Below are 21,270 nucleotides of genomic sequence, written 5' to 3'. Positions count from 1 at the left end.
GGAGCGGGAGCGCTGTAGCGCTCCCGCTCCCGCGCCATCAGGGGATCTCGTCAGGGGCGCTGTGGCGCCTAGGAGACCTTCGCTTCGTTGCTCTTGCCGAGCAGCGGCAGCTGGTTGTCCTTCACCTCGTAGACGTAGATGTCCTCGGTCGCGAGCTCACCGTTCTCGGCGAACTTGATCTGCTTGCCGACGCCCTGGACGTCCACGGTCTTGAGGAACTCGTTGATCTCCTCCGGCTCGGTCTTGCCGGCCTTGACCGCCTCGATGAACGCCGTCGCGGCGTCGAAGCCCTCGGTCGAGTAGATCGCCACGTCCGAGCCGAACTTCGCCTTGTAGTCGTCGGCGAACTTCTTGGCCTTCGGGTTGGTCTTGCCCGTCGGGTCGATGAGGCAGCCGCAGCTGATCAGCGTGCCCTGGGCGTTCTTCTGCCCGGTGCCCTCGATCAGGCCGGTGGCGAGCGAGCCGTCGCCCGACATCATCTTGCCGGTGTAGCCGCCCTCGCGCAGCTGCTTGAACAGCCGGCCCGCGACCGCGTAGTAGCCGCCGAAGTACACGAAGTCGGGCTTGAACTCGTTGATCTTGTTGACCGTCGAGGAGTAGTCGGTGCCCTTGTCGTCGACCGCGTCGTTCTGGGTCTGGGCGCCCTTGGCCTTCACGGCCTTCTCGATCGCGTCCGCGAGGCCCTTGCCGTAGTCCTGGTTGTCCGACACCAGGAAGACCTTCTTGGCGCCGGAGTTCATCACGAAGTCGGCGACGCCGCTGCTCTGCGCCGCGTCGTCGGCCACCACGCGGTGCCAGTACTTCCAGCTCTTCTCCGCCAGCGTGATGTTCGTCGCCGACGGCGACACGCTCGGGATCTTGGCCTCTTCGAGGATCGGGCCGACGCTCTGCGACTCACCCGAGAACGCCGGGCCGACCAGGCCGGCGATCTTGTCGTTCTTGACCGCCGCCAGCGCCAGCGAGGTCGCCTGCTCCGGCTTGCCCTGGCTGTCGTAGGTCTTGAGCTTGATCTTGACCTTCGGGTTCGTGGCGTTGTACTGCTCGATCGCCAGCTGCGCGCCCTGCTTGGGCGGGATCACCAGGCCCGAGTTCTCACCGGTCAGGTCACCCATGAAGCCGATCGTGACCTCATCGCCACTGCCACCGGAGTCGCCGTCGTCACCACAGGCCACGGCGCTGAGCGCGAGCGCCGCGCTCACCGCCACCGCGCCGGTGATCCTCATCTTGTTGCGCCGCAAGGTGCCCAACCTTTCCATCCGGATCCGGGAGGGGATCGGGTACGAGTCATCGCCCCGACGCCGGACCTTGGAACCAGGAAAACGGTCAGTCGGGGACCAGCTATGTCGTACACCGTCGACCCACCCCGAAACAGGACCCCCGGATCGAAGGGTTACTCGTTCGTTACGCCCCTGTGCCCATCCGATACCGGCACTTGCCTGGGACGATTACGGGGAGTAGCGATACTGGGCCAGTCCAGAGCCCGCGGTTGGACCTTGACAACGCGCCGGGTCACCGGTCACTCCGGGTCACTCGGCGGCGGACTCGTCCTTCTGGCCGGACGCGCCCGCCACGACCGCCTCGGCGACCGCCCGCATCGTGAGGCGGCGGTCCATCGAGGTCTTCTGGATCCAGCGGAACGCCTCCGGCTCGGACCACCCGTGCGCCTGCTGCAGCAGGCCCTTCGCGCGGTCGACCACCTTGCGCGTCTCCAGCCGCTCCTGCAGCCCCGCGACCTCGGCCTCCAGCGCCCGCAGCTCGGTGTACCGGCTCACCGCCATCTCGATCGCCGGCGCGAGATCGGTCTTGGAGAACGGCTTGACGAGGTAGGCCATCGCCCCCGCCTCGGTCGCCCGCTGGACGAGCTCGCGCTGGGAGAACGCGGTGAGGATCACCACCGGCGCGATCCGGTCCGCGGAGATCCGCTCGGCCGCCGAGATCCCGTCCAGCACCGGCATCTTCACGTCCAGGATCACCAGGTCCGGCTTGAGCTCGCCGGCCAGCCGCACGGCGGCCTCGCCGTCCCCCGCCTCCCCGACGACCTCGTAGCCGTCCTCCTGAAGCATCTCCTTCAGGTCCAGCCGGATCAGGGCCTCATCTTCCGCGATCACAACTCGCCGAGCGCTCTCCACGCGCACGAGCCTACCGAAACCCGCTACCCTGGTCCCCGTCGCCCCTCAGAGGTGACGAACAAGCCAATAATGGACATGTCCCGGTAAATGCCCCGATAGCCCAATAGGTAGAGGCAATGTGCTCAAACCACATCAAGTGTGGGTTCGAATCCCACTCGGGGCACTTCCCACTAAACCATCGCTTCTCCGGCGACCGTTGACCACTCCGCCGGCCGAGCGACGGACACCCCCGGCGGCCCGCACCTTCTGAGCGATACGGCCCCACCCGGCGCACCGGCCTATCTCGTCGAATCATCTGCCAGTGCGCCCCCTCGGACAGCGCAGGATTGTCGGTGGCGTTCGCAACCCTGTGCGCATGTACGACGTCACCATGCGTGAACGAGCGCTGGCCCTCCTCGATGAGGGTCTGACCATCAGCGAGACGAGCCGCCGGACGGGCATCGCCCGCTCCTCGATTCGTGAATGGCGCTTACGGACGAGCCAGGGAAGGGATCTGTACGTCAGGCCGCGTGCCCGGTGCCCCCGCTGCACCGAGACTCCCACGCTGCCGGAGCCGATGGACTCTTATGCCTACCTTCTCGGCCTCTACCTCGGTGACGGCTACATCAGCCCGGTCGGCGACCGCGACAAGAAGGTGTGGGCCATCCGGATCGCCTGCGCCGACGCCTGGCCGGGGCTCATCCGGCAGTGCGCCGCGGCGGTCAGCGCCGTCCGGCCGGAGAATAAAGTTCGCATCATCCCGCGGGTCGGCTGTGTCGAGGTCAACAGTCATTCCAAGCACTGGCCCTGCCTCTTCCCGCAGCACGGCCCGGGCAAGAAGCACGAACGCAAGATCGAGTTGGCGGCATGGCAGCGGGAGATCGTGGAGGAGTTCGCCGAGGAACTCGTCCGCGGACTGCTCCACTCCGACGGCTGCAGATTCGTCAACCGGGTGCGGAGACCGCTGAAGGGCGGCGAGCGCTGGTACGAGTACCCCCGGTACAACTTCACCAGCGTGTCGCTGGACATCCAGAAGGTGTTCACCGACGTCCTCGACCGGCTCGGGATCGCCTGGAAGCAGATGAACGCGCACACCGTGTCGGTCGCGAGACGGGAGGCGGTGGCGCGGCTGGACGAGTTCGTCGGGCCGAAGTTCTGAGCGCCGCCCTCACCCGCGTGGCGGGCGTGCGGGCCGTCCGCGTGCACGGGCGGGCGGTTGGCCGGAGCGACGTGGAAATGAGATCGGGTGGTGATACGTGCCCAGTGGGCACGTTTTGCGGGCGCCGGGGAGGCCGGGCACCGCGCGGGGTGCGGGTCGCGCGGTGCCCGGCGGGGCGGATGGCTCGGTGCGGGCGGCCTCGGCTCAGTGCTGGACGGCTATGGCGTCGCCCAGGGTGTGGACGCGGAGGGCGTTGGTGGAGCCGGGGGTGCCGGGCGGCGAGCCGGCGACGACGACGACCTTGTCGCCCTTCTGGCAGCGGCCGAGTTCGAGGAGTGCCTGCTCGACCTGGCCGAACATGGCGTCGGTGTGGTCGACCTGGGGGACGATGAAGGTCTCGACGCCCCAGACGTGCGCGAGGCGGCCGCGGACGGCGGGGACCGAGGTGAAGGCCAGCAGCGGGATCGGGGAGCGGTAGCGGGACAGGCGGCGGGCGGTCTCGCCGGACATGGTGAACGCGGCGAGGGCCTCGGCGCCGACGATGGCGCCGACCTCGGCGGCGGCGCGGGCGATGGCGCCGCCGACGGTCTCGGGCATGCGCTCCAGGGTGTGGGTGGCGTGCAGGGCGGCCTGCTCGGCGGTCTGCACGATGCGGCTCATGGTGAGGACGGACTCGATGGGGTACTGGCCGACGCTGGTCTCGCCGGACAGCATGACGGCGTCGGCGCCCTCGAAGACGGCGTTGGCGACGTCGGAGGTCTCGGCGCGGGTGGGGCGGGGCGCGGAGATCATGGATTCGAGCATCTGGGTGGCGACGATGACCGGGCGGGCCTTCTCGCGGCAGAGTTCGATGGCGCGCTTCTGCACGATGGGGACCTGCTCGAGGGGGAGTTCGACGCCGAGGTCGCCGCGGGCGACCATGATGCCGTCGAAGGCGGCGACGATCTCGGGGAGGCGCTCGACGGCCTGCGGCTTCTCGATCTTGCCGATGAGGGGGACGCGGATGCCCTCCTCTTCCATGATCTGGTAGCAGATGTCGGCGTCGGCGGGGGTCCGGACGAAGGACAGGGCGACGAGGTCGACGCCGAGGCGCAGGGCCCAGCGGAGGTCGCGCTCGTCCTTCTCGGTGAGGGCGGGGACGCTGACGGGGACGCCGGGGAGGTTGAGGCCCTTGTTGTCGGAGACCATGCCGCCGACGGTGACGGTGGTGCTGACGCGGGCGCCGTCGACGCCGACGACCTTGAGGGCAACGCGGCCGTCGTCGATGAGGACGGTGTCGCCGGGGCTGACGTCGCCGGGGAGGCCCTGGTAGGTGGTGGAGACCTCGCGGCGGGTGCCGGGGACGTCGTCGGTGGTGATGGTGAACTCGTCGCCGAGGGTGAGGCGTACCGGCCCGTCGGGGAAGCGCCCGATGCGGATCTTGGGGCCCTGCAGGTCGGCGAGGATGCCGACGCCGCGGCCGGTGGCGTCGGCGGCCGCCCGGATCCGGTGGTAGACCTCCTCGTGGACGGCGTGGTCGCCGTGGCTCATGTTGAGGCGGGCGACGTCGATACCGGCCTCGACGAGGGCGTTGATCTGCTCGGTGCTGGAGCAGGCGGGACCGATGGTGCTGACAATCTTCGCTCGACGGGTCACGTGCACAACCGTACTTAGTTACTTGTCGGTACGGATATTCACGCAGGATATGGTCGCCCGCGGTTCGCCGATTGGTCTAGGTCAGAGGTCTAGACCACATGTGGCCGGTCAGCGCTTGAACGCCTCGACGGCGGCCTGGCAGAAGGCCTTGAGGTCGTCGGGCTTGCGGCTGCTGACGAGCACGTTGGGCCCGCTCTCGTCCACCTGCACCTCCTCGTCGACCCACGTGGCCCCGGCGTTGCGCAGGTCCGTCTGCAGGCTCGGCCAGGACGTCATGGTGCGGCCGCGGACGACGTCCGCCTCCACGAGGGTCCACGGCCCGTGGCAGATGACGGCGACGGGCTTGCCGGCGTCGAAGAAGGACTTGACGAAGGCGACGGCCTTGGGGTCGGTGCGCAGGAAGTCGGGGTTGGCGACGCCGCCCGGGAGGACCAGTCCGTCGAACTCGGTGTGGTCGGAGACGTCGACGGTGGTGTCGACGGGGAAGGTGTCGGCCTTGTCCAGGTGGTCGAACGCCTGGAGGCGGCCGGACTGGGTGGAGACGAGGCGGGGGGTGCCGCCGGCCTGCTCGACGGCGGCCCAGGGCTCGGTCAGCTCGACCTGCTCGGTGCCCTCGGGGGCGCAGAGGAAGGCGATGGTCTTGGCCTGGAGATCGTTCGGCATGAGTTCTCCTTGTTAGTCGCTTTGATTGGCCCTTGCCCGGATTGTCGGGTGGTATGCAGGAGGGATGAGCCCGACCGGCTATCGCGAGTACCAGGCGCCGGGGCTGGCCTGCGCGTGGACGGCGGCGCTGCCGAGCGGCGCCGAGCCGTTCGTGCAGCGCGTGGTGCCGGACGCCTGCGTCGACCTGATCTGGTCGGAGGCCGGGATCCTGGTGGCGGGGCCGGACACCGGCCCGGCTCCCGCGACGATGCGGCCGGGCGACGCGGTGGTGGCGGTGCGGTTCCGGCCGGGGACGGCGCCGCCGGTGCTGGGCGTGCCCGCGGACGCGCTGCGGGACGGGCGCGTCCCCTTGCGCGACCTGTGGGGCGCGGAGGCGGACCGGCTGGCCGACGGGGTCGCGGCGGCGGGCGACCGGCGCGCGGCGCTGGTCGCGGCGGTGCGGGCGCGGATGGGGCCGCCGGATCCGCTGGTGGGTGCGGTGGTGGCGGGGGTGTCCCGCGGGCCGGTGCGGGCCCTGCCGGACGAGCTGGGCCTGGGTGAGCGGCAGTTGCGCCGACGGTCGCTGGCGGCGTTCGGGTACGGGCCGAAGACGCTGCAGCGGGTGCTGCGGTTCCAGCGGGCGCTCTCGCTGGTGCGGGCGGGCGAGTCGCGGGCGGGGGCGGCGTACGCGGCGGGTTACGCCGACCAGGCCCATTTCGCGCACGAGGTGCGGGACCTGGCGGGCGAGCCCGTCGGGAACCTCCTGTGAGTCAGGGTTTGAGCCTGCCGTAGGCGCGGAGCGTCAGGAGGCGTTCGACGGTGGTGTGGCCGCGCCATTCGGGCCGCGTGAGCGGGGTCCAGCCGGCGAAGGCGACGTCCCAGCCGCCGTCGTCGGCCTGGGCGGCGATGAGGGCGTCGAGCCGCCCCTCGATGGCGTCGTGGTCGAAGAGGCGGTGCCCGTATCCGCCAGGGGCGGGGGCGAAGTCGAGGATTCCCTGGTGGTCGCTGTGCGCGGCGGCCGCGAGGGTGTCGCGGTGGCGGGAGAAGGCGGCCTCGGCGCGGTCGCGGTCGGGGACGTGGTCGAGGAAGGTCAGGACGGCGAGGACGTCGTAGGGGCCGAGGTTGAGGCCGGGGCGGTCCAGGTGGCGCCAGCAGAAGTCGGTGGCGGGGCCGAGCCAGGGGTGGGCGGAGCCGGCGCGGTGGAGCATTCCGGCGAGGGTGCCGGTGGGGTTGAGGGCGCCGGGCGGGTCGTCGGGGGTCTGCCACCAGGGGGCGTGCGGGGTGTCGCGGACGGTGGGGAGCACGAAGGGCACTCCCCCGTCGGCGCGGGTGATGCCGGCGAGGTAGCCGGCGACGCGGTCGACGGCGGGGTCGGTGTCCGCGCCCGCTTCGTGGAGGTACTGGAGGGCGTGCTGGGCGGGGACGGGCTGGCTGCCCGGTCCGCGCAGGTCGGGTTCGAGGGCGTGACCGTAGCCGCCGTCGGGGTTCTCGTAGGGCCGGAGCGCGGCGACGACGGGGGCTCCGGGTGCTCCGCGGAAGTGGAGCGCGAACCGGTGCCGGTCGATGAGGCGGGCGTTGAGCAGCATGAACTGTTCGGCGCGGGTCAGGGCGTCGGGGTGCGGGACGGTCATGGCGCCACCGTAGGGCGGCCGCTTCCGGCCCGTCTTGCAGGAAACGGTCATGGCCGCGGGACGCGGTGGGCGCGGTCCGCCGCGGGACGCGGTGGGCCCGGCCACCCCAGCGGTGGGTGGCCGGGCCCCTGATGTCCCGCGTTGCGGGGTGCGGGAGCGGGTGGTCCACGGCGGCGTGCCGGGGAGTGTGCCGTCCGGCGCCGGGCGTGAACCCTGGCGGGACCGTAGCCGACCGGTTCCAAGACCACAAGGGGGTGTCGAGGTCAAGGCCGCTTTCACCGGAGTGTCCGCTGTGGTCTGCTATGCGTCATGAGTGATCCCCTAGACGAACGTGACAGGGCCGGTGAGCCTCTCGCGGTGGTGGCGCGGGAGGCGGGGCCGTATCTGGACAGCCTGCGGGAGCGTCCGGTGCACGACGGGGCGATGGACGCGCTGCTCGACGAGCTGGACGGCCCGCTGCCGGCCGCGGGGGACGGCGCGGTGGCCGCGGTGGAGCGGCTGGTGCGGGTCGGGACGGCGGCGGCGACGCACTCGTCCGGGCCGCGGTTCTTCCACTTCGTGGTGGGCGGGTCGACGCCGGCGGCGATGGCGGGCGACTGGACGGCGTCGCTGCTGGACCAGGCGGCGGGGCTGTGGCTGACGTCGCCGCTGGCGGCGCGGGCGGAGACGGTGGTGCTGCGGTGGCTGAAGGAGCTGTTCGGGCTGCCTACGGCGTTCGGGGGCGTGCTGACGCCGAGCGCGACGCTCGCGCATGTGGCGGGCCTGGCGTGCGCGCGGTCGTGGTGGGCGGACGGGTACGGCGTGGACGTCACCTCGCGGGGCCTGGCGGGGCTGCCGGCGATGCCGGTGTTCAGCAGCGGGCTGGTGCACGTCAGCACGCGGAAGGCGCTGCAGATCCTCGGGTGCGGGCGGGACACGCTGCGCACGTTCGCCCGCGACGACGCGGGGCGGGTCGATCTCGCCGCGATGGACGAGGCACTGGCCCGGGTGGGCGGGCGCGCGGTGGTGGTGGCGAATCTCGGCGAGGTCAACACCGGTGACAGCGATCCGGTCGCCGACCTGGCGGACCTGGCGGAGCGGCACGGCGCGTGGCTGCATGTGGACGGGGCGTTCGGGCTGTTCGCCGCGCTGAGCCCGCGCACCGCGCATCTGGCGCGCGGGGTGGAGCGGGCGGACTCGGTGACGGCGGACGGCCACAAGTGGCTGAACGTCCCGTACGAGAGCGGGTTCTCGTTCGTGCGGGACGCGGGCTGGCTGAGCCGCGCGTTCGGGGCGTGGGGTGCGGCGTACCTGCCGGACGAGGGCGATGACCGGGTCAACTACAACATGCTGGGCCCGGAGTCGTCGCGGCGGGCGCGGGCGCTGCCGATCTGGGCGACGCTGCGCGCGTACGGACGGGACGGCTACCGGGAGATGGTGGAGCGGCACCTGGACGTGGCCGCCCATCTCGGCGCGCTCGTGGAGGCGGCTCCGGATCTGGAGTTGCTGGCGCCCGTCCAGCTGTGCATCGCGTGTTTCCGGTACCGGCCGGAGGGCGTCCCCGAGGAGCGGCTCGACGAGCTGAACGCGCGCCTGGGTGAGGCGCTCCTCAGGGACGGCCGGGTGTACGCGGGCACGAGCACCTACCGGGGGATGACGGTGTTCCGCCCGGCGCCGCTGAACTGGCGGACGACGAAGGCCGACGTGGAGCGCCTGGTGGACGTCCTCCGCGAACTCGGCCCCACCATCACGGTCTGAGCCGCGTCGCGGGGCGGCTCGGGCGGCCGCCCCGCGACGGCATCTCCAAAGGTCACCGCGCCGGTCCCCCGTCATCCCACACCGACAAATTTTTTTGTCTTGACAATTCAGTTTGTCCTAGCGCAGGATGTGAGGCGTCCCCCCGGGGCACCCGCCCCGCGAACCGAAGGAGCACGTGATGGCCACGACGACGATGCAGAGCACCGCTTCCGCCACGGCCGGCCGGAGCGTCCGGCGGGTGCGCGCGACGGCGGTCGGCGCCGCGGTCGCCGCCAACGTCGCCCTCTACCTGGCGGCCTCCGCGGCCGGCACCGACTTCCTCCTCACCGACCCCGGCAAGGACCAGTCGCACCACCTGATCGTCCCGGAGATCGCCGCGTTCACCCTGCTGTTCGCCCTGCTCGGCTGGGGGACGATGGCGCTGCTGGAGCGGTTCACCCGGCACGCGCGCACCGTGTGGAGCGTCCTCGCCGCCGCCGTGCTGGCCCTGTCGTTCGTGCCGCTCGGGCTGGAGCAGGCCTCGCCCGCCACCCGCGCCGCGCTGGCGGTGATCCACATCGTGGTCGCGGTGGCGCTGCTGCCCCTGGTCCGCCGCCCCGCCGGCCGATGACCCGCCGGCCGAAGACCCGGCCGCGAAACCGCGAAGGCCCTGGAGGGACGTCCCTCCAGGGCCTTCTCGATGACTCGGGCCGCCGCCCCTCAGGTCGCGCAGTCGTTCCAGGGGACGGTCTCGTCGAGTGCCTCGAAGGGCTGGGTGAGGCTGTACCAGCATCCGGAGTCGTCGCGGAAGACGGCTTCGATGCCGTACGGGCGCTTCTCCGGCTTGTGGACGAAGTCGACGCCGAGGGCGGACAGGCGCTCGTACTCGGCCTGGCAGTCGTCGGTGTTGAACGCGCCGGCGCCGAGGACGCCCTTGGCGATGAGCGCCCTCATCTGCGCGGCGGACTCGGGGTCCATGGTGGGCGGCCCGGGGACCATCAGGGCGAGGCTGAGGTCGGGCTGGTCCTTGGCGCCGACGGTCACCCAGCGCATCCCGCCCTCGCCGAGGGTCAGGTCGTCGCGGACCTCCAGGCCGAGCTTCCCGGTGAAGAACGCGATGGCGGAGTCCTGGTCGAGGACCCAGACGGTGGCCAGCCCCAGCTTAGTGATCATGGTGCCTCCCTGGTGGGCGGTGGTTCGGGGTGTTCACGCTAGGCGGCCGGGAGGCGGGCGGCCTTCTCGAAAGTTGCTCAGCGCCCGCGGAAGCCGCCCGCCCACAGCAGCACGTGGCAGCCGGGGATGGCGGCGGCCCCGCCGGCGCGGGCGCGGCGGCGGAACTCGGTCGGCGTCATGCCGGTCTGCCGCTTGAAGCGGGTGCAGAACGTGCCGAGGCTCGTGAAGCCGACCAGCATGCAGATCTCGGTGACGGTGAGGTTGGCGGTGCGCAGCAGGTCCTGGGCGCGTTCGATGCGGCGGCGGGCGAGGTAGGCGCCGGGGGTCTCGCCGTAGACCTCGCTGAACAGCCGGACGAAGTGGTAGCGGGAGTACCCGGCCCGGGCGGCGACGGCGGCGACGTCGAGGGGTTCGGCCCACTCGCGGTCCATGGCGTCGCGGGCGACCCGCATCCGCCGCAGCACGGCGGTGTCCGGCGCGGATGCCGTGTTCTGCATGGTCCCCATGCTCGCACGAAGGCCCCGGAGGGACGTCCCTCCGGGGCCTTCACGGCGTGCGGTCGAGAGGGTCAGGCGATCGGCCGCGCCGTCGGCGGGATCGGGTACGGCAGGTCGGTGCGGCCGGTGAGGTAGGCGTCGACGCCGTGCGCGGCGGCGCGTCCCTCGGCGATCGCCCAGACGATCAGCGACTGGCCGCGGCCCATGTCGCCGGCGGCGTACACGCCGTCCACCGACGTCCGGTAGTCGCCGTCGCGGACGACGTTGCCGCGCTGGTCGAGGTCGACGCCGAGCTGCTCCAGCAGGCCCTCGCGCTGCGGGCCGAGGAAGCCCATGGCGAGCGTGACCAGCTCGGCGGGGATCTCCCGCTCGGTGCCCTCGACCGGCGCGAACCGGGTCTCCGGGCCGCCGACCTCCACCAGCCGCAGCGCGCGGACGTTGCCGTCCCCGTCGCCGACGAACTCGGTGGTGGAGACGGCGTAGACGCGGTCGCCGCCCATGTCGGCGAGCTCCTCGTGGGCGCTCTCGACCTTGAACAGCATGGGGTACGTCGGCCACGGCTGGGCGTCCGGGCGGGTCTCCGGCGGCCGCGGCATGATCTCCAGCTGGGTGACGGACGCGGCGCCCTGCCGGATCGCGGTGCCGATGCAGTCGGCGCCGGTGTCGCCGCCGCCGATGACGACGACGTGCTTGCCCTTCGCGGAGATCGGCGACTCGTCGTAGTCGCCCTCCTGCGCCCGGTTGGACGGCGGCAGGTACTCCATCGCCTGGTAGACGCCCTTGAGCTCGCGCCCGGGGACGGGCAGGTCGCGCCAGGCGGTGGCGCCGCCCGCCAGGACGACGGCGTCGTAGCGCTCGCGCAGCTCGTCGGCGGTGACGTCGACGCCGACGTTCACCGAGGTCTTGAAGGCGGTGCCCTCGGCGCGCATCTGGGCGAGGCGCCGGTCGAGGTGCCGCTTCTCCATCTTGAACTCGGGGATGCCGTAGCGCAGCAGGCCGCCGATCCGGTCGGCGCGCTCGTACACCGTGACGTCGTGGCCGGCGCGGGTGAGCTGCTGCGCGGCGGCGAGGCCCGCGGGGCCCGAGCCGACGACCGCCACCGTCCGGCCGGTCTTCACCGCGGGCGGCTGCGGGCGCACCCAGCCCTCGGCGAACGCCCGGTCGATGATCTCGACCTCGACCCGCTTGATCGTCACCGGGTCCTGGTTGATGCCGAGGACGCAGGCGCTCTCGCACGGGGCGGGGCACAGCCGCCCGGTGAACTCGGGGAAGTTGTTGGTGGCGTGCAGCCGCTCGATCGCCTCCCGCCAGTCCTTGCGGTAGACGAGGTCGTTCCACTCGGGGATCAGGTTGCCGAGGGGGCAGCCCTGGTGGCAGAACGGGATGCCGCAGTCCATGCAGCGGCTCGCCTGCTTCTCGAGCCGGTCGGTGCCGAAGTCCTCGTAGACCTCCGACCAGCTCTTGATGCGCACGTCGACCGGGCGGCGCTTCGGGAGCTCCCGCCCGACGGTCAGGAAACCCTTCGGGTCGGCCATGTGGATTCCCCCCTCTCTCAGCTCTGCGCCGCGGCCATGACGGCCTCGTCGACGTCGCGGCCCTCGGCCTCCGCCTTGGCCATGGCGTCCAGGACGCGCCGGTAGTCGCGCGGCATGATCTTGGTGAAGCGGGCGGCGGCGGCGTCCCAGTCGTCCAGCAGCCGCCGGGCGACGGCGGAGCCGGTCTCGGCGAGGTGCCGCTCGACCAGCCCCCGGACGAACCCGGTGTCGCCGGCGTCCAGCGGTTCCAGGTCGACCATCTCGCCGTTGACCCGCTCGGGCACCAGGTCCAGGACGTAGGCGATGCCGCCGGACATGCCGGCCGCGAGGTTGCGGCCGGTCCGGCCGAGGATCACCGCGCGGCCGCCGGTCATGTACTCGCAGGCGTGGTCGCCGACGCCCTCGACGACGGCGGTGGCGCCGGAGTTGCGGACGCAGAACCGCTCCCCGACGACGCCGCGGGCGAACAGCTCGCCGGAGGTCGCGCCGTACAGGATGACGTTGCCGCCGATGATCTGCTCCTCGGCCGCGAACGCCGCGTCCGCCGGCGGCGCCAGCGTGAGCCGCCCGCCGGACAGGCCCTTGCCGACGTAGTCGTTGGCGTCGCCGACGAGCCGCAGCGTGATGCCGCGGGGCACGAACGCGCCGAACGAGTTGCCCGCCGACCCGGTGAAGGTCACGTCGATCGTGCCGTCGGGCAGGCCCGCGCCGCCCCACTTCTTCGTCAGCTCGTGGCCGAGCATGGTGCCGACCGTCCGGTTGACGTTGCGGATCGGCAGCTCCAGCTTCACCTGGTCGCCGTAGGCGAGCGCGCCCTCGGCGAGCTGGATCAGCGTGTTGTCGAGCGCCTTCTCCAGCCCGTGGTCCTGCTCGGCGGTGCGGCGCAGCGACGCGCCGTCCGCGACCTCGGGAGTGTGCAGGACGGGGGTCAGGTCCAGGCCGGACGCCTTCCAGTGCTCCACGGCCTGCCGGGCGTCGATCATCTCGACGTGCCCGATGGCCTCGTCCAGCGACCGGAACCCGAGGGCCGCCAGGTACTCGCGGACCTCCTCGGCGACGAACTCGAAGAAGTTCACCACGAACTCGGGCTTGCCGGAGAACCGCTGCCGCAGCACCGGGTTCTGGGTGGCGACGCCGACGGGGCAGGTGTCCAGGTGGCAGACCCGCATCATCACGCAGCCCGACACCACCAGCGGCGCGGTCGCGAAGCCGTACTCCTCGGCGCCGAGGAGCGCGGCGATGACGACGTCGCGGCCGGTCTTCATCTGCCCGTCGGTCTGCACGACGATGCGGTCGCGCAGGCCGTTCAGCAGCAGCGTCTGCTGCGTCTCGGCGAGGCCGAGCTCCCAGGGGGCGCCGGCGTGCTTCAGCGACGTCAGCGGGGACGCGCCGGTGCCGCCGTCGTGCCCGGAGATCAGCACCACGTCGGCGTGGGCCTTGGACACCCCGGCCGCGACCGTGCCGACCCCGACCTCGGCGACGAGCTTGACGTGCACGCGCGCCGCGGGGTTGGCGTTCTTCAGGTCGTGGATGAGCTGCGCGAGGTCCTCGATCGAGTAGATGTCGTGGTGCGGCGGCGGCGAGATGAGGCCGACGCCCGGGGTGGAGTGCCGCGTCTTGGCGATCCACGGGTAGACCTTGTGGCCGGGCAGCTGGCCGCCCTCGCCGGGCTTGGCGCCCTGCGCCATCTTGATCTGGATGTCGTCGGAGTTGGTGAGGTACTCCGAGGTCACGCCGAACCGGCCGGACGCGACCTGCTTGATGGCGCTGCGCCGCAGGTCGCCGTTCTCGTCCGGGGTGAACCGCGCCGGGTCCTCGCCGCCCTCGCCGGTGTTGGACTTGCCGCCGAGCCGGTTCATCGCGATCGCGAGGGTCTCGTGCGCCTCCGCGGAGATCGACCCGTAGGACATCGCGCCGGTGGAGAACCGCTTGACGATCTCCGAGACCGGCTCGACCTCCTCGATCGGCACCGGCTCCCGCTCGCCCTCCCGGAGCTTGAACAGCCCGCGCAGGGTCATGAGCTTCTCGGCCTGCGAGTCGACCTTGGCGGTGTACTCCTTGAAGATCTCGTAGCGGCGGGTGCGGGTGGCGTGCTGGAGCTTGAACACCGTGTCCGGGTTGAACAGGTGCGGCTCGCCCTCGCGGCGCCACTGGTACTCGCCGCCGACCTCCAGGGTGCGGTGCGGGAGGTCGTTGCCGCCCGGCGGGTAGGCGCGGGCGTGCCGCTCCGCGACCTCGCGGGCCAGCACGTCGAACCCGACGCCGCCGAGCCTGGAGGTGGTGCCGGTGAAGCAGCGCGACACCACGTCCTCGCCGAGGCCGATCGCCTCGAAGATCTGCGCGCCGGTGTAGGACGCGACCGTGGACACGCCCATCTTCGACATGACCTTCAGGACGCCCTTGCCGTACGCCTTCACGAGGTTCCGGACGGCCTTCGCCGGCTCCACGCCGTCGATCGTCCCGGCGCGGACGAGGTCCTCGACGGTCTCGATCGCCAGGTACGGGTTGATCGCGGACGCGCCGTACCCGATGAGCAGCGCCATGTGGTGGCACTCGCGGGCCTCGCCCGTCTCGATCACCAGGCCGGTCCGGGTGCGGGTCTTCTCCCGGATCAGGTGGTGGTGGACCGAGCCGGTGAGCAGCAGCGACGGGATCGCGGCGCGGGCGGAGTCGGCGCCGCGGTCCGACAGCACGATGATGCGGGCGCCGGCCGCGATGGCCCGGCTCACCTCGGAGTTGATCTCCTCCAGGCGGGCCTCCAGGGCCTCTCCCCCGCCGGCGACCTCGTACAGGCCCTGCACGACGTGGGCCTGCAGGTGCGGCAGGGACCCCTCGTCGTCGATATGGATGATCTTGGACAGTTCGTCGTTGTCCAGGATCGGGGTCGGCAGGACGAGCCGGCGGCACGAGTCCGGGCCGGGCTCCAGCAGGTTGCCCTCCGGGCCGAGCGTGGACTGCAGCGAGGTGACGAGCTCCTCGCGGATCGCGTCCAGCGGCGGGTTCGTGACCTGCGCGAACAGCTGCTTGAAGTAGTCGAACAGCAGCCGCGGCCGCTCCGAGAGCACCGCGATCGGGGTGTCGGTGCCCATCGACCCGATCGGCTCCGCGCCCGTCTTGGCCATCGGCGTCAGGATGATCCGCTGCTCTTCGAGGGTGTAGCCGAACGTCTGCTGGCGCCGGACGAGCGTCTCGTGCGTCGGGATCTCCCGCTCGCGCTGCGGCAGCTCCTCGAACCGGACGAGGCCCTCGTGCAGCCACTCGCCGTACGGGTGCTCGGCGGCCAGCTCGGCCTTGACCTCGTCGTCCTCGACGATCCGCCCGGCGGCGGTGTCCACGAGGAAGATCTTGCCGGGCTGGAGGCGGCCCTTGCGGACGACCTTGCTCGCCGGGATGTCGAGCACGCCGGCCTCGCTGGCCAGCACGACCAGGCCGTCGTCGGTGACCCAGTACCGGCCGGGGCGCAGCCCGTTGCGGTCCAGGACGGCGCCGACCACGGTCCCGTCGGTGAAGCTGACGCTGGCGGGGCCGTCCCACGCCTCCATCAGCGTGGAGTGGAACTCGTAGAAGGCCCGGCGCGCCGGGTCCATCTCGGTGTGGTTCTCCCACGCCTCCGGGATCATCATCAGGACCGCGTGCGGCAGCGACCGGCCGCCGAGGTGCAGCAGCTCCAGGCACTCGTCGAACGAGGCGGTGTCGGACGCCTCGATGTCGATCACCGGGAAGATCCGGGACAGGTCGCCGGGGAGCAGGTCGGACTTCAGCAGCGCCTCGCGGGCCCGCATCCAGTTCCGGTTGCCCTTCACCGTGTTGATCTCGCCGTTGTGGGCGATGAACCGGTACGGGTGGGCCAGCTCCCACGCGGGGAAGGTGTTGGTCGAGAACCGCGAGTGGACCAGGGCGATCGCGCTGCTGAAGCGGCGGTCCGACAGGTCGGGGAAGAACGGCTCCAGTTGCGGGGTCGTCAGCATCCCCTTGTAGACGATCGTGCGGCTGGACAGGCTCGGGAAGTACACCCGGACGTCCTGCTCGGCGCGCTCGCGCATGCAGAACACCACGCGGTCCAGCTCCAGGCCGGTCCGGTCCGCGTGCGGGCCGCCGGCGGCGGGGGCGATGAACAGCTGCGCGAAGTGCGGCATGACGCGCCGCGCCGCGGGGCCGGTGAAGTCGGGGTCGTGCGGGAGCTCGCGCCAGCCGAGGACGGTGAGGCCCTCCTCCACGCACAGCTTCTCGATGTGCGCGACCGCCGCCACGCGCTCGCCCGCCTCGACCGGCAGGAAGGCGATGCCGGCCGCGTACGCGCCGGCCTCGGGCAGCGGGAAGTCGCAGACCTCGCGGAAGAACGCGTCGGGGATCTGGACGAGGATGCCGACGCCGTCGCCGTCGTCCGGCTCCGCGCCCACCGCACCGCGGTGGTCGAGGTTCTTCAGTACGGTCAGGGCGTTCTGGACGATCTCGTGGCTCTTGCGGCCGTGCATGTCGGCGACCATGCCGACGCCGCAGGCGTCGTGCTCGTTGGCCGGGTCGTACAGCCCCTCGGCATCGGGGCGGCCCTGTGCGCGGGCAGCAGGTGTGAAGGCAGCTGCGGCCATCAACCCTCCCGTCGTCGTCTCGTGTCACTGCTTCGTTGTCAGTGCAGTCGTGGGACGACGTTGGCCCTGCTGCGGTGAGATGACATTACATCACTGTCGGGAACATGCCCGACTGCACCGGATCGCGAAACTTCCCCGCGACGATCCGGCGGCATGCCATCTCGGAGTGGTTTAGACCAAGGCTAGTGCCGGGCTTCGACCCGGCATGGCGCTGACCTGGGTGAGCATCATCACCGTATACGGGACGTTTAACCCGCAACACCGGTGATCTACCGAAAGATTCCCTCGCTGGACGCTCCGGACGGGCGCTCCCGGACGGGCGCTCCCCGGCCGGACGCTACTGGGACGTGCGGGCGGCGCGGCCGAGCACCGCCGGGGACTTGCCGCCCTCGATCAGCAGCGACAGCAGCGTCTCGTCGGTCTCGGAGCCCTTGCCGTCCAGCCGCTCCGCCCACGAGACCACGGCGAAGTGGCCCATGGCGAGGCCCCGCGCCATGCCGAAGCCGCGGCCGAAGTCGTCCAGCGGCGCGGGCGCCTCCAGCGGCCGGACGAAACCGGCGCCGATCGTCTGCTCCAGCCGGGCGACGAACCGGTCCGCGTCCGCCGAGCTGTTCAGGTTGAACACCGCGACGGCCAGCCCGTACCCGCGCCTGGTGTCGGAGTAGATGCCGCGCGCCGCCTGCGTGCAGCCGCCCTTGCCGAGCTCGGCGGCCACGCTGCCGCCCCACACGGCGGCGGCGCAGTCGGCGTCCAGCCGCTTGGCGCGCAGCTTCACCTTGACCTCGCCGTCCGGGACGGCGAGCGTCGTCTCGTCCGGCGGGAACGCCTCCGCGGCCGTCAGCGGCGCGGGATCGGACCCGCGCGCGGCGATCCCGCCGTACGCCGACGTCGACGGCGAACTGGAGTAGGAGGTCGGGGACGGCCCGTTGCCCGCCGGCCGCCCGATCTTCGCGTTCGCCGCGCCGTCCGCCGCGGGACCGTTCCCGTCGCGGAACGCGACGACGGCGGCGAGCCCGAGCAGCACGAACACCCCGAGCACGGCGGCCGCGCCGAAGTACAGCTTCGGGCCGAGCCCCGCGAGCCCGCCCGGGGCCGCCGGCTCGCCCGGCCGGGCCGGCTTCTTCGGCCGCTTCGGCGGTTTGCCCTGCTTGAACTGCTTGGGGCGGCCGGGCCGGTCCTGCCGTTTCGCCTTGCCGGGCCGCTTCGCCGGACGCCCGCCGGGGCGCGCGGGCGGGGCGGCCTCGTACGGCTCGTCGTACGGCTCGCCGTACCCCTCGCCGTACGGCTCCCCGTAGGGGGCCTCGGCGTAGGGGACCTCCCCGTGGGCGGGGTCCGCGTACGGGGACGCCTCGTACGGAGCCTCCCCGTAGGCCGGCATGCCGTCGTAGGGCGGCGGCGCGCCGTCGCGAGGCGGTGCGGGAGGCGGGGCGGGACGCTCCCGGCGCGGGGCCGGGCGGGACGACGGTCCGCCGCGGCGCGGGCCGCCCATCCGGGCGGGCGCCGTCCTGCGCGGGCCGGGACGGCCGCCGCGGCCCTGCTGCCGGCTCACCGGCGCTCGGCCGCGTCCGCCGCGGCGGGGGTCATCGGGGTCCACGAGCGCGCAGACTACTGCCCGCCGGCCGGTGACACGCCCGCGCGCGGGCCGGTCACTGCCCCGGCCTTCCGCCGGCGGCCAGGTCGAGGCGCCCGTAGAGGAAGTCGGCGGCGTTCTCGATGACCAGGCTCACATCGATCATCTCGTTGAGCGAGGCGGGCTGCGCGCCGCCGGCCCGCTGCACCCACGTGAGCACGGCGTAGTGGCCGTAGGTCTTGGCGTAGGCGGCGCTGAACCCGGACCCGAACGCGGGGACGCCCTCGGCCTTCAGCGGCGCCACCCAGCCCGCGCCCGTCGCCGGGTCGAGGTCGCGCAGGATCTGCTTGACGCCGTTCTCGTCCGCCATGTTCAGCACGATGAACTGGCCGACGTGCTTCTTGTCGGCGCTCACGTAGGCGGCGCGGACGAGCTGGCTGCAGCCGAACTTGGCGAGGTCGGCCTGCAGGCGGCCGCCCCAGGTGCCGTCCTTGCAGTCGCCGGACAGCTTGGACGAGGCCAGCGCGAACGAGTACGCGCCGCTCTTGAGCGACTTGGCGCCGAACGCCTCGCCCTCGGTGACCGCCCGCTTGTCGGCGTCGCGGGACGCGATCTGGCTGAAGCCCTCACCCGCGTAGTCCGGCGTGTAGGCGGTCGGCACCGCCGTCTTCGGCGCGGCGTCCCCGCCGCCTCCTCCGCCGGTCAGCAGGACCACCGCCACCACGGCGACGATCACCACGACGAGCGCCGCGGCGCCGCCGAAGAACAGCTTCGGACTGGGGAGCCTGCGGCCGGGCTTGTCCTCCGGCCAGAAGTCCCGCCCCCCGCCCTCCCGGGCGGCCGCGGCGGAACCCGTGTCACGAGCCTCGATCACGCCCCGGAGCTTAGCGGTCCGGGCGCCCCTCGCGGGGCCAAAAGGGCTTTTCGTCCAGATTCTCGCCGGCTACAGGCCGTTGGCTCCGATCAGCGCGCCGACGACGTAGGTGATGCCCGCGGCGGCGGAGCCGAACAGCAGCTGCCGCGTCCCGCCGAACCACCACGGCCGGGCGGTGATCCGCGACACCAGCGCCCCGGCCGTGAACAGGCCGAGGGCCGAGACGATCGCCGCGGGCCACAGCGAGGTGGCGCCCAGCAGGTACGGCAGCACCGGCAGGATCGCGCCGATCGCGAACGACAGGAACGACGAGCCCGCCGCCAGCACCGGCGACGGCAGGTCGCCGGGGGTCACCCCGAGCTCCTCCCGGGTGTGCACCTCCAGCGCCTCCTCGGGGTCCCTGGACAGCTGCCGGGCGACCTCCGCGGCGGTCTCGGGGTCGACGCCGCGCGCCTCGAACACCTCGGCCAGCTCGCGCTCCTCGGCGGCCGGATGCCGGGCGAGCTCCAGCCGCTCGACCTCGATCTCCGCCTCCGCCAGCTCCGACTGGGAGGCGACCGAGATGTACTCGCCCGCCGCCATGGAGAACGCGCCCGCCGCCAGCCCCGCGAGGCCGGCCAGCAGCACCACCGTCCGGTCGACCCGGCCGCCCGCGACGCCCGCGATCAGCGCGAAGTTCGACACCAGGCCGTCCATCGCACCGAACACCGCCGGCCGCAGCCAGCCTCCGGTCACGTCGCGGTGCTGGTGGTGCCGCTCGGGCATCACCCCGCCCCTGCCGCCGGCCGGGTCCCCCGCGTCCGCCATCGCCTCCTACTTCCCGTCCCGGACGGGCTCTCCCTTCTCCGCCCCGGCGGGGCCGGCGGCGCCGTCGCCCTCATTGTCCGTGATCTCCGCCGCGGGCGCGGCCCCGGGGTCGGGCTCCGGCCCGGCGCCGGCGGCGCCCTCGGGCTCCTCAGGGGCCTCCTCGGGGGCGCCGGCGGGGACGTCGCCCTCGGAGTGCGCCTCCGGTTGGTCCGTGGCCTCAGCGTCCTTCTCAGCACCCCCGCCCGCGCCGCCGGCGGCGTTCCCGGCCGGGTCGTCGCCGGCGTCCTCGCCGGAGTCCTTCGCGGGCGCCGCCTCGGGATCGGCCTTCGTCTCCGCGGCGGGCTCCGGACCGTCCGCGGGCTCCGGCTTGCCGGCGGGTTCCGGCTCGTCCGAGGGCGCGGCGGGCCCGCCCGCCGCGGGCTCCGGCTCGCCTCCGGCGGTGGCGGGGACCGCGCCGACGTTCTCCGGACCGGTCCGGCCGCGGTTCAGGTACAGGTAGGCGACCGCGCCGAGGAACAGGGCGATCGACGTCCAGTCGTTGAGCCGCAGGCCGAGGACGTGGTGGGCGTCGTCGATGCGCAGCGCCTCGATCCAGCCGCGGCCGACCGTGTAGGCGGCGACGTACAGGGCGAACGCGCGGCCGTGGGTGAGCTTGTAGCGGCGGTCGGCCCAGATGACCAGGACCGCGACGCCGACGCACCACAGCGACTCGTACAGGAACGTCGGGTGGTAGGTCGCGACGTCGGCGTACTTGGGATCGAGGGCGGGGCCCCCGTCCAGCATCGGCCGGTGGTTCTCGTCGATCTCCAGCGCCCAGAAGGCGTCCAGCGGGCGGCCGTACAGCTCCTGGTTCCAGTAGTTGCCCCAGCGGCCGATCGCCTGCGCGAGCGCGATGCCGGGCGCCACGGCGTCGGCGAGCGCCAGCACCGAGATCCCGCGCCGCCGGCAGCCGATGACCGCGCCGACCGCGCCGAGCGCGATGGCGCCCCAGATGCCGAGGCCGCCCTTCCAGATCTCCAGCGCCCGGACGGGGTCGCCGTCCTCCCCGAAGTACCGCTGGTAGTCGGTGATCACGTGGTAGAGCCGCCCGCCGACCAGGCCGAACGGCACCGCCCACACGGCGACGTCGATGATCACGCCGGAGGTGCCGCCCTTGGCGGCCCAGCGCCGCTCGCCCAGCCATACCGCGGCGATGATGCCGAGGATGATCATGAGGGCATAGGCGCGGAGCGGGACTGGCCCGAGCTCCCAGACGCCCTGCGACGGGCTCGGGATGGAGGCGAGCTGCTGCATGACCGTTGAACCTACCGCCTTCCGGGCGCGGTGCGCGCCCC

General features: G+C 72.5%; 17 protein-coding genes and 1 tRNA gene. 5 read left to right on the top strand and 13 right to left on the bottom strand.

What is annotated here, in order from left to right:
* Positions 1–68: 68 nt before the first annotated feature.
* Both CHF16_RS02715 and CHF16_RS02710 read right to left on the bottom strand, forming a co-directional pair.
* Complete coding sequence (locus CHF16_RS02715) at positions 69–1,238, bottom strand: branched-chain amino acid ABC transporter substrate-binding protein (protein WP_218826501.1); 1,170 nt, start codon at positions 1,236–1,238, stop codon at positions 69–71.
* A gap of 288 nt (positions 1,239–1,526) precedes the next feature.
* Complete coding sequence (locus CHF16_RS02710; RefSeq protein WP_281259315.1) at positions 1,527–2,135, bottom strand: ANTAR domain-containing response regulator; 609 nt, start codon at positions 2,133–2,135, stop codon at positions 1,527–1,529.
* 83 nt (positions 2,136–2,218) lie between these two features.
* Here CHF16_RS02710 and CHF16_RS02705 point away from each other — a divergent pair.
* Positions 2,219–2,292: transfer RNA gene (locus CHF16_RS02705), tRNA-Leu, on the top strand.
* A gap of 393 nt (positions 2,293–2,685) precedes the next feature.
* Complete coding sequence (locus tag CHF16_RS02700) at positions 2,686–3,267, top strand: hypothetical protein (RefSeq protein ID WP_342750066.1); 582 nt, start codon at positions 2,686–2,688, stop codon at positions 3,265–3,267.
* Positions 3,268–3,471: 204 nt separating this feature from the next.
* Here the strand turns inward: CHF16_RS02700 and pyk are convergent, their stop codons facing one another.
* Entirely contained in the window at positions 3,472–4,902 is a 1,431-nt protein-coding gene (gene pyk, locus CHF16_RS02695; protein ID WP_089324302.1) for a pyruvate kinase, read from the bottom strand.
* 108 nt (positions 4,903–5,010) lie between these two features.
* Positions 5,011–5,565 (bottom strand): type 1 glutamine amidotransferase domain-containing protein, encoded by a 555-nt coding sequence (locus CHF16_RS02690; RefSeq protein WP_089324241.1) that lies wholly within the window; start codon positions 5,563–5,565, stop codon positions 5,011–5,013.
* 64 nt (positions 5,566–5,629) lie between these two features.
* On the opposite strand from CHF16_RS02690, the gene CHF16_RS02685 reads away from it, so the two are divergent.
* Entirely contained in the window at positions 5,630–6,313 is a 684-nt protein-coding gene (locus tag CHF16_RS02685; protein ID WP_089324240.1) for a DUF6597 domain-containing transcriptional factor, read from the top strand.
* A gap of 1 nt (position 6,314) precedes the next feature.
* Here CHF16_RS02685 and CHF16_RS02680 read toward each other — a convergent pair whose 3' ends face one another.
* Positions 6,315–7,175, bottom strand: coding sequence for a hypothetical protein (locus tag CHF16_RS02680; protein WP_089324239.1), 861 nt, complete (start codon positions 7,173–7,175; stop codon positions 6,315–6,317).
* Between the two features lie 309 nt (positions 7,176–7,484).
* On the opposite strand from CHF16_RS02680, the gene CHF16_RS02675 reads away from it, so the two are divergent.
* On the top strand, positions 7,485–8,912 hold the full coding sequence (locus tag CHF16_RS02675; RefSeq protein WP_089324238.1) for a pyridoxal phosphate-dependent decarboxylase family protein: 1,428 nt from the start codon (positions 7,485–7,487) through the stop codon (positions 8,910–8,912).
* Positions 8,913–9,090: 178 nt separating this feature from the next.
* Complete coding sequence (locus CHF16_RS02670; protein ID WP_089324237.1) at positions 9,091–9,522, top strand: DUF6069 family protein; 432 nt, start codon at positions 9,091–9,093, stop codon at positions 9,520–9,522.
* An 89-nt stretch (positions 9,523–9,611) separates the two neighbouring features.
* On the opposite strand, the gene CHF16_RS02665 is transcribed toward CHF16_RS02670, so the two are convergent.
* The 8 genes from CHF16_RS02665 to lgt all read right to left on the bottom strand — a co-directional run bounded on the left by CHF16_RS02665 (position 9,612) and on the right by lgt (position 21,229).
* Entirely contained in the window at positions 9,612–10,064 is a 453-nt protein-coding gene (locus CHF16_RS02665; RefSeq protein WP_089324236.1) for a VOC family protein, read from the bottom strand.
* Positions 10,065–10,141: 77 nt separating this feature from the next.
* Positions 10,142–10,561 carry a helix-turn-helix transcriptional regulator gene (locus CHF16_RS02660; RefSeq protein ID WP_245868165.1) on the bottom strand — a complete coding sequence of 140 codons (420 nt, stop codon included), beginning with the start codon at positions 10,559–10,561 and terminating at the stop codon, positions 10,142–10,144.
* Positions 10,562–10,632: 71 nt separating this feature from the next.
* Positions 10,633–12,096 (bottom strand): glutamate synthase subunit beta, encoded by a 1,464-nt coding sequence (locus CHF16_RS02655; protein WP_089324235.1) that lies wholly within the window; start codon positions 12,094–12,096, stop codon positions 10,633–10,635.
* 17 nt (positions 12,097–12,113) lie between these two features.
* The gene (gltB, locus tag CHF16_RS02650) at positions 12,114–16,685 is read right to left on the bottom strand and encodes a glutamate synthase large subunit (protein ID WP_089324234.1); all 4,572 of its coding nucleotides are present in this window, start codon (positions 16,683–16,685) and stop codon (positions 12,114–12,116) included.
* A 337-nt stretch (positions 16,686–17,022) separates the two neighbouring features.
* Positions 17,023–18,279: a hypothetical protein gene (locus tag CHF16_RS02645; RefSeq protein ID WP_143227850.1), complete on the bottom strand. Its 1,257-nt coding sequence runs from the start codon at positions 18,277–18,279 to the stop codon at positions 17,023–17,025.
* A gap of 52 nt (positions 18,280–18,331) precedes the next feature.
* Complete coding sequence (locus CHF16_RS02640) at positions 18,332–19,129, bottom strand: hypothetical protein (RefSeq protein WP_089324232.1); 798 nt, start codon at positions 19,127–19,129, stop codon at positions 18,332–18,334.
* Between the two features lie 69 nt (positions 19,130–19,198).
* Positions 19,199–19,936, bottom strand: coding sequence for a VIT1/CCC1 transporter family protein (locus CHF16_RS02635; protein ID WP_089324231.1), 738 nt, complete (start codon positions 19,934–19,936; stop codon positions 19,199–19,201).
* 6 nt (positions 19,937–19,942) lie between these two features.
* A complete protein-coding gene (gene lgt / locus CHF16_RS02630; protein WP_218826499.1) occupies positions 19,943–21,229 on the bottom strand; it encodes a prolipoprotein diacylglyceryl transferase in 1,287 nt (428 codons plus the stop codon).
* Between the last annotated feature and the right edge of the window lie 41 nt (positions 21,230–21,270).

Origin of the sequence: Actinomadura meyerae, from assembly GCF_900188445.1 — a bacterium.
Lineage (GTDB): Bacteria > Actinomycetota > Actinomycetes > Streptosporangiales > Streptosporangiaceae > Spirillospora > Spirillospora meyerae.
Note: the sequence above shows the minus strand (reverse complement) of the source record. Positions and strands in the feature narration are given on the sequence as shown.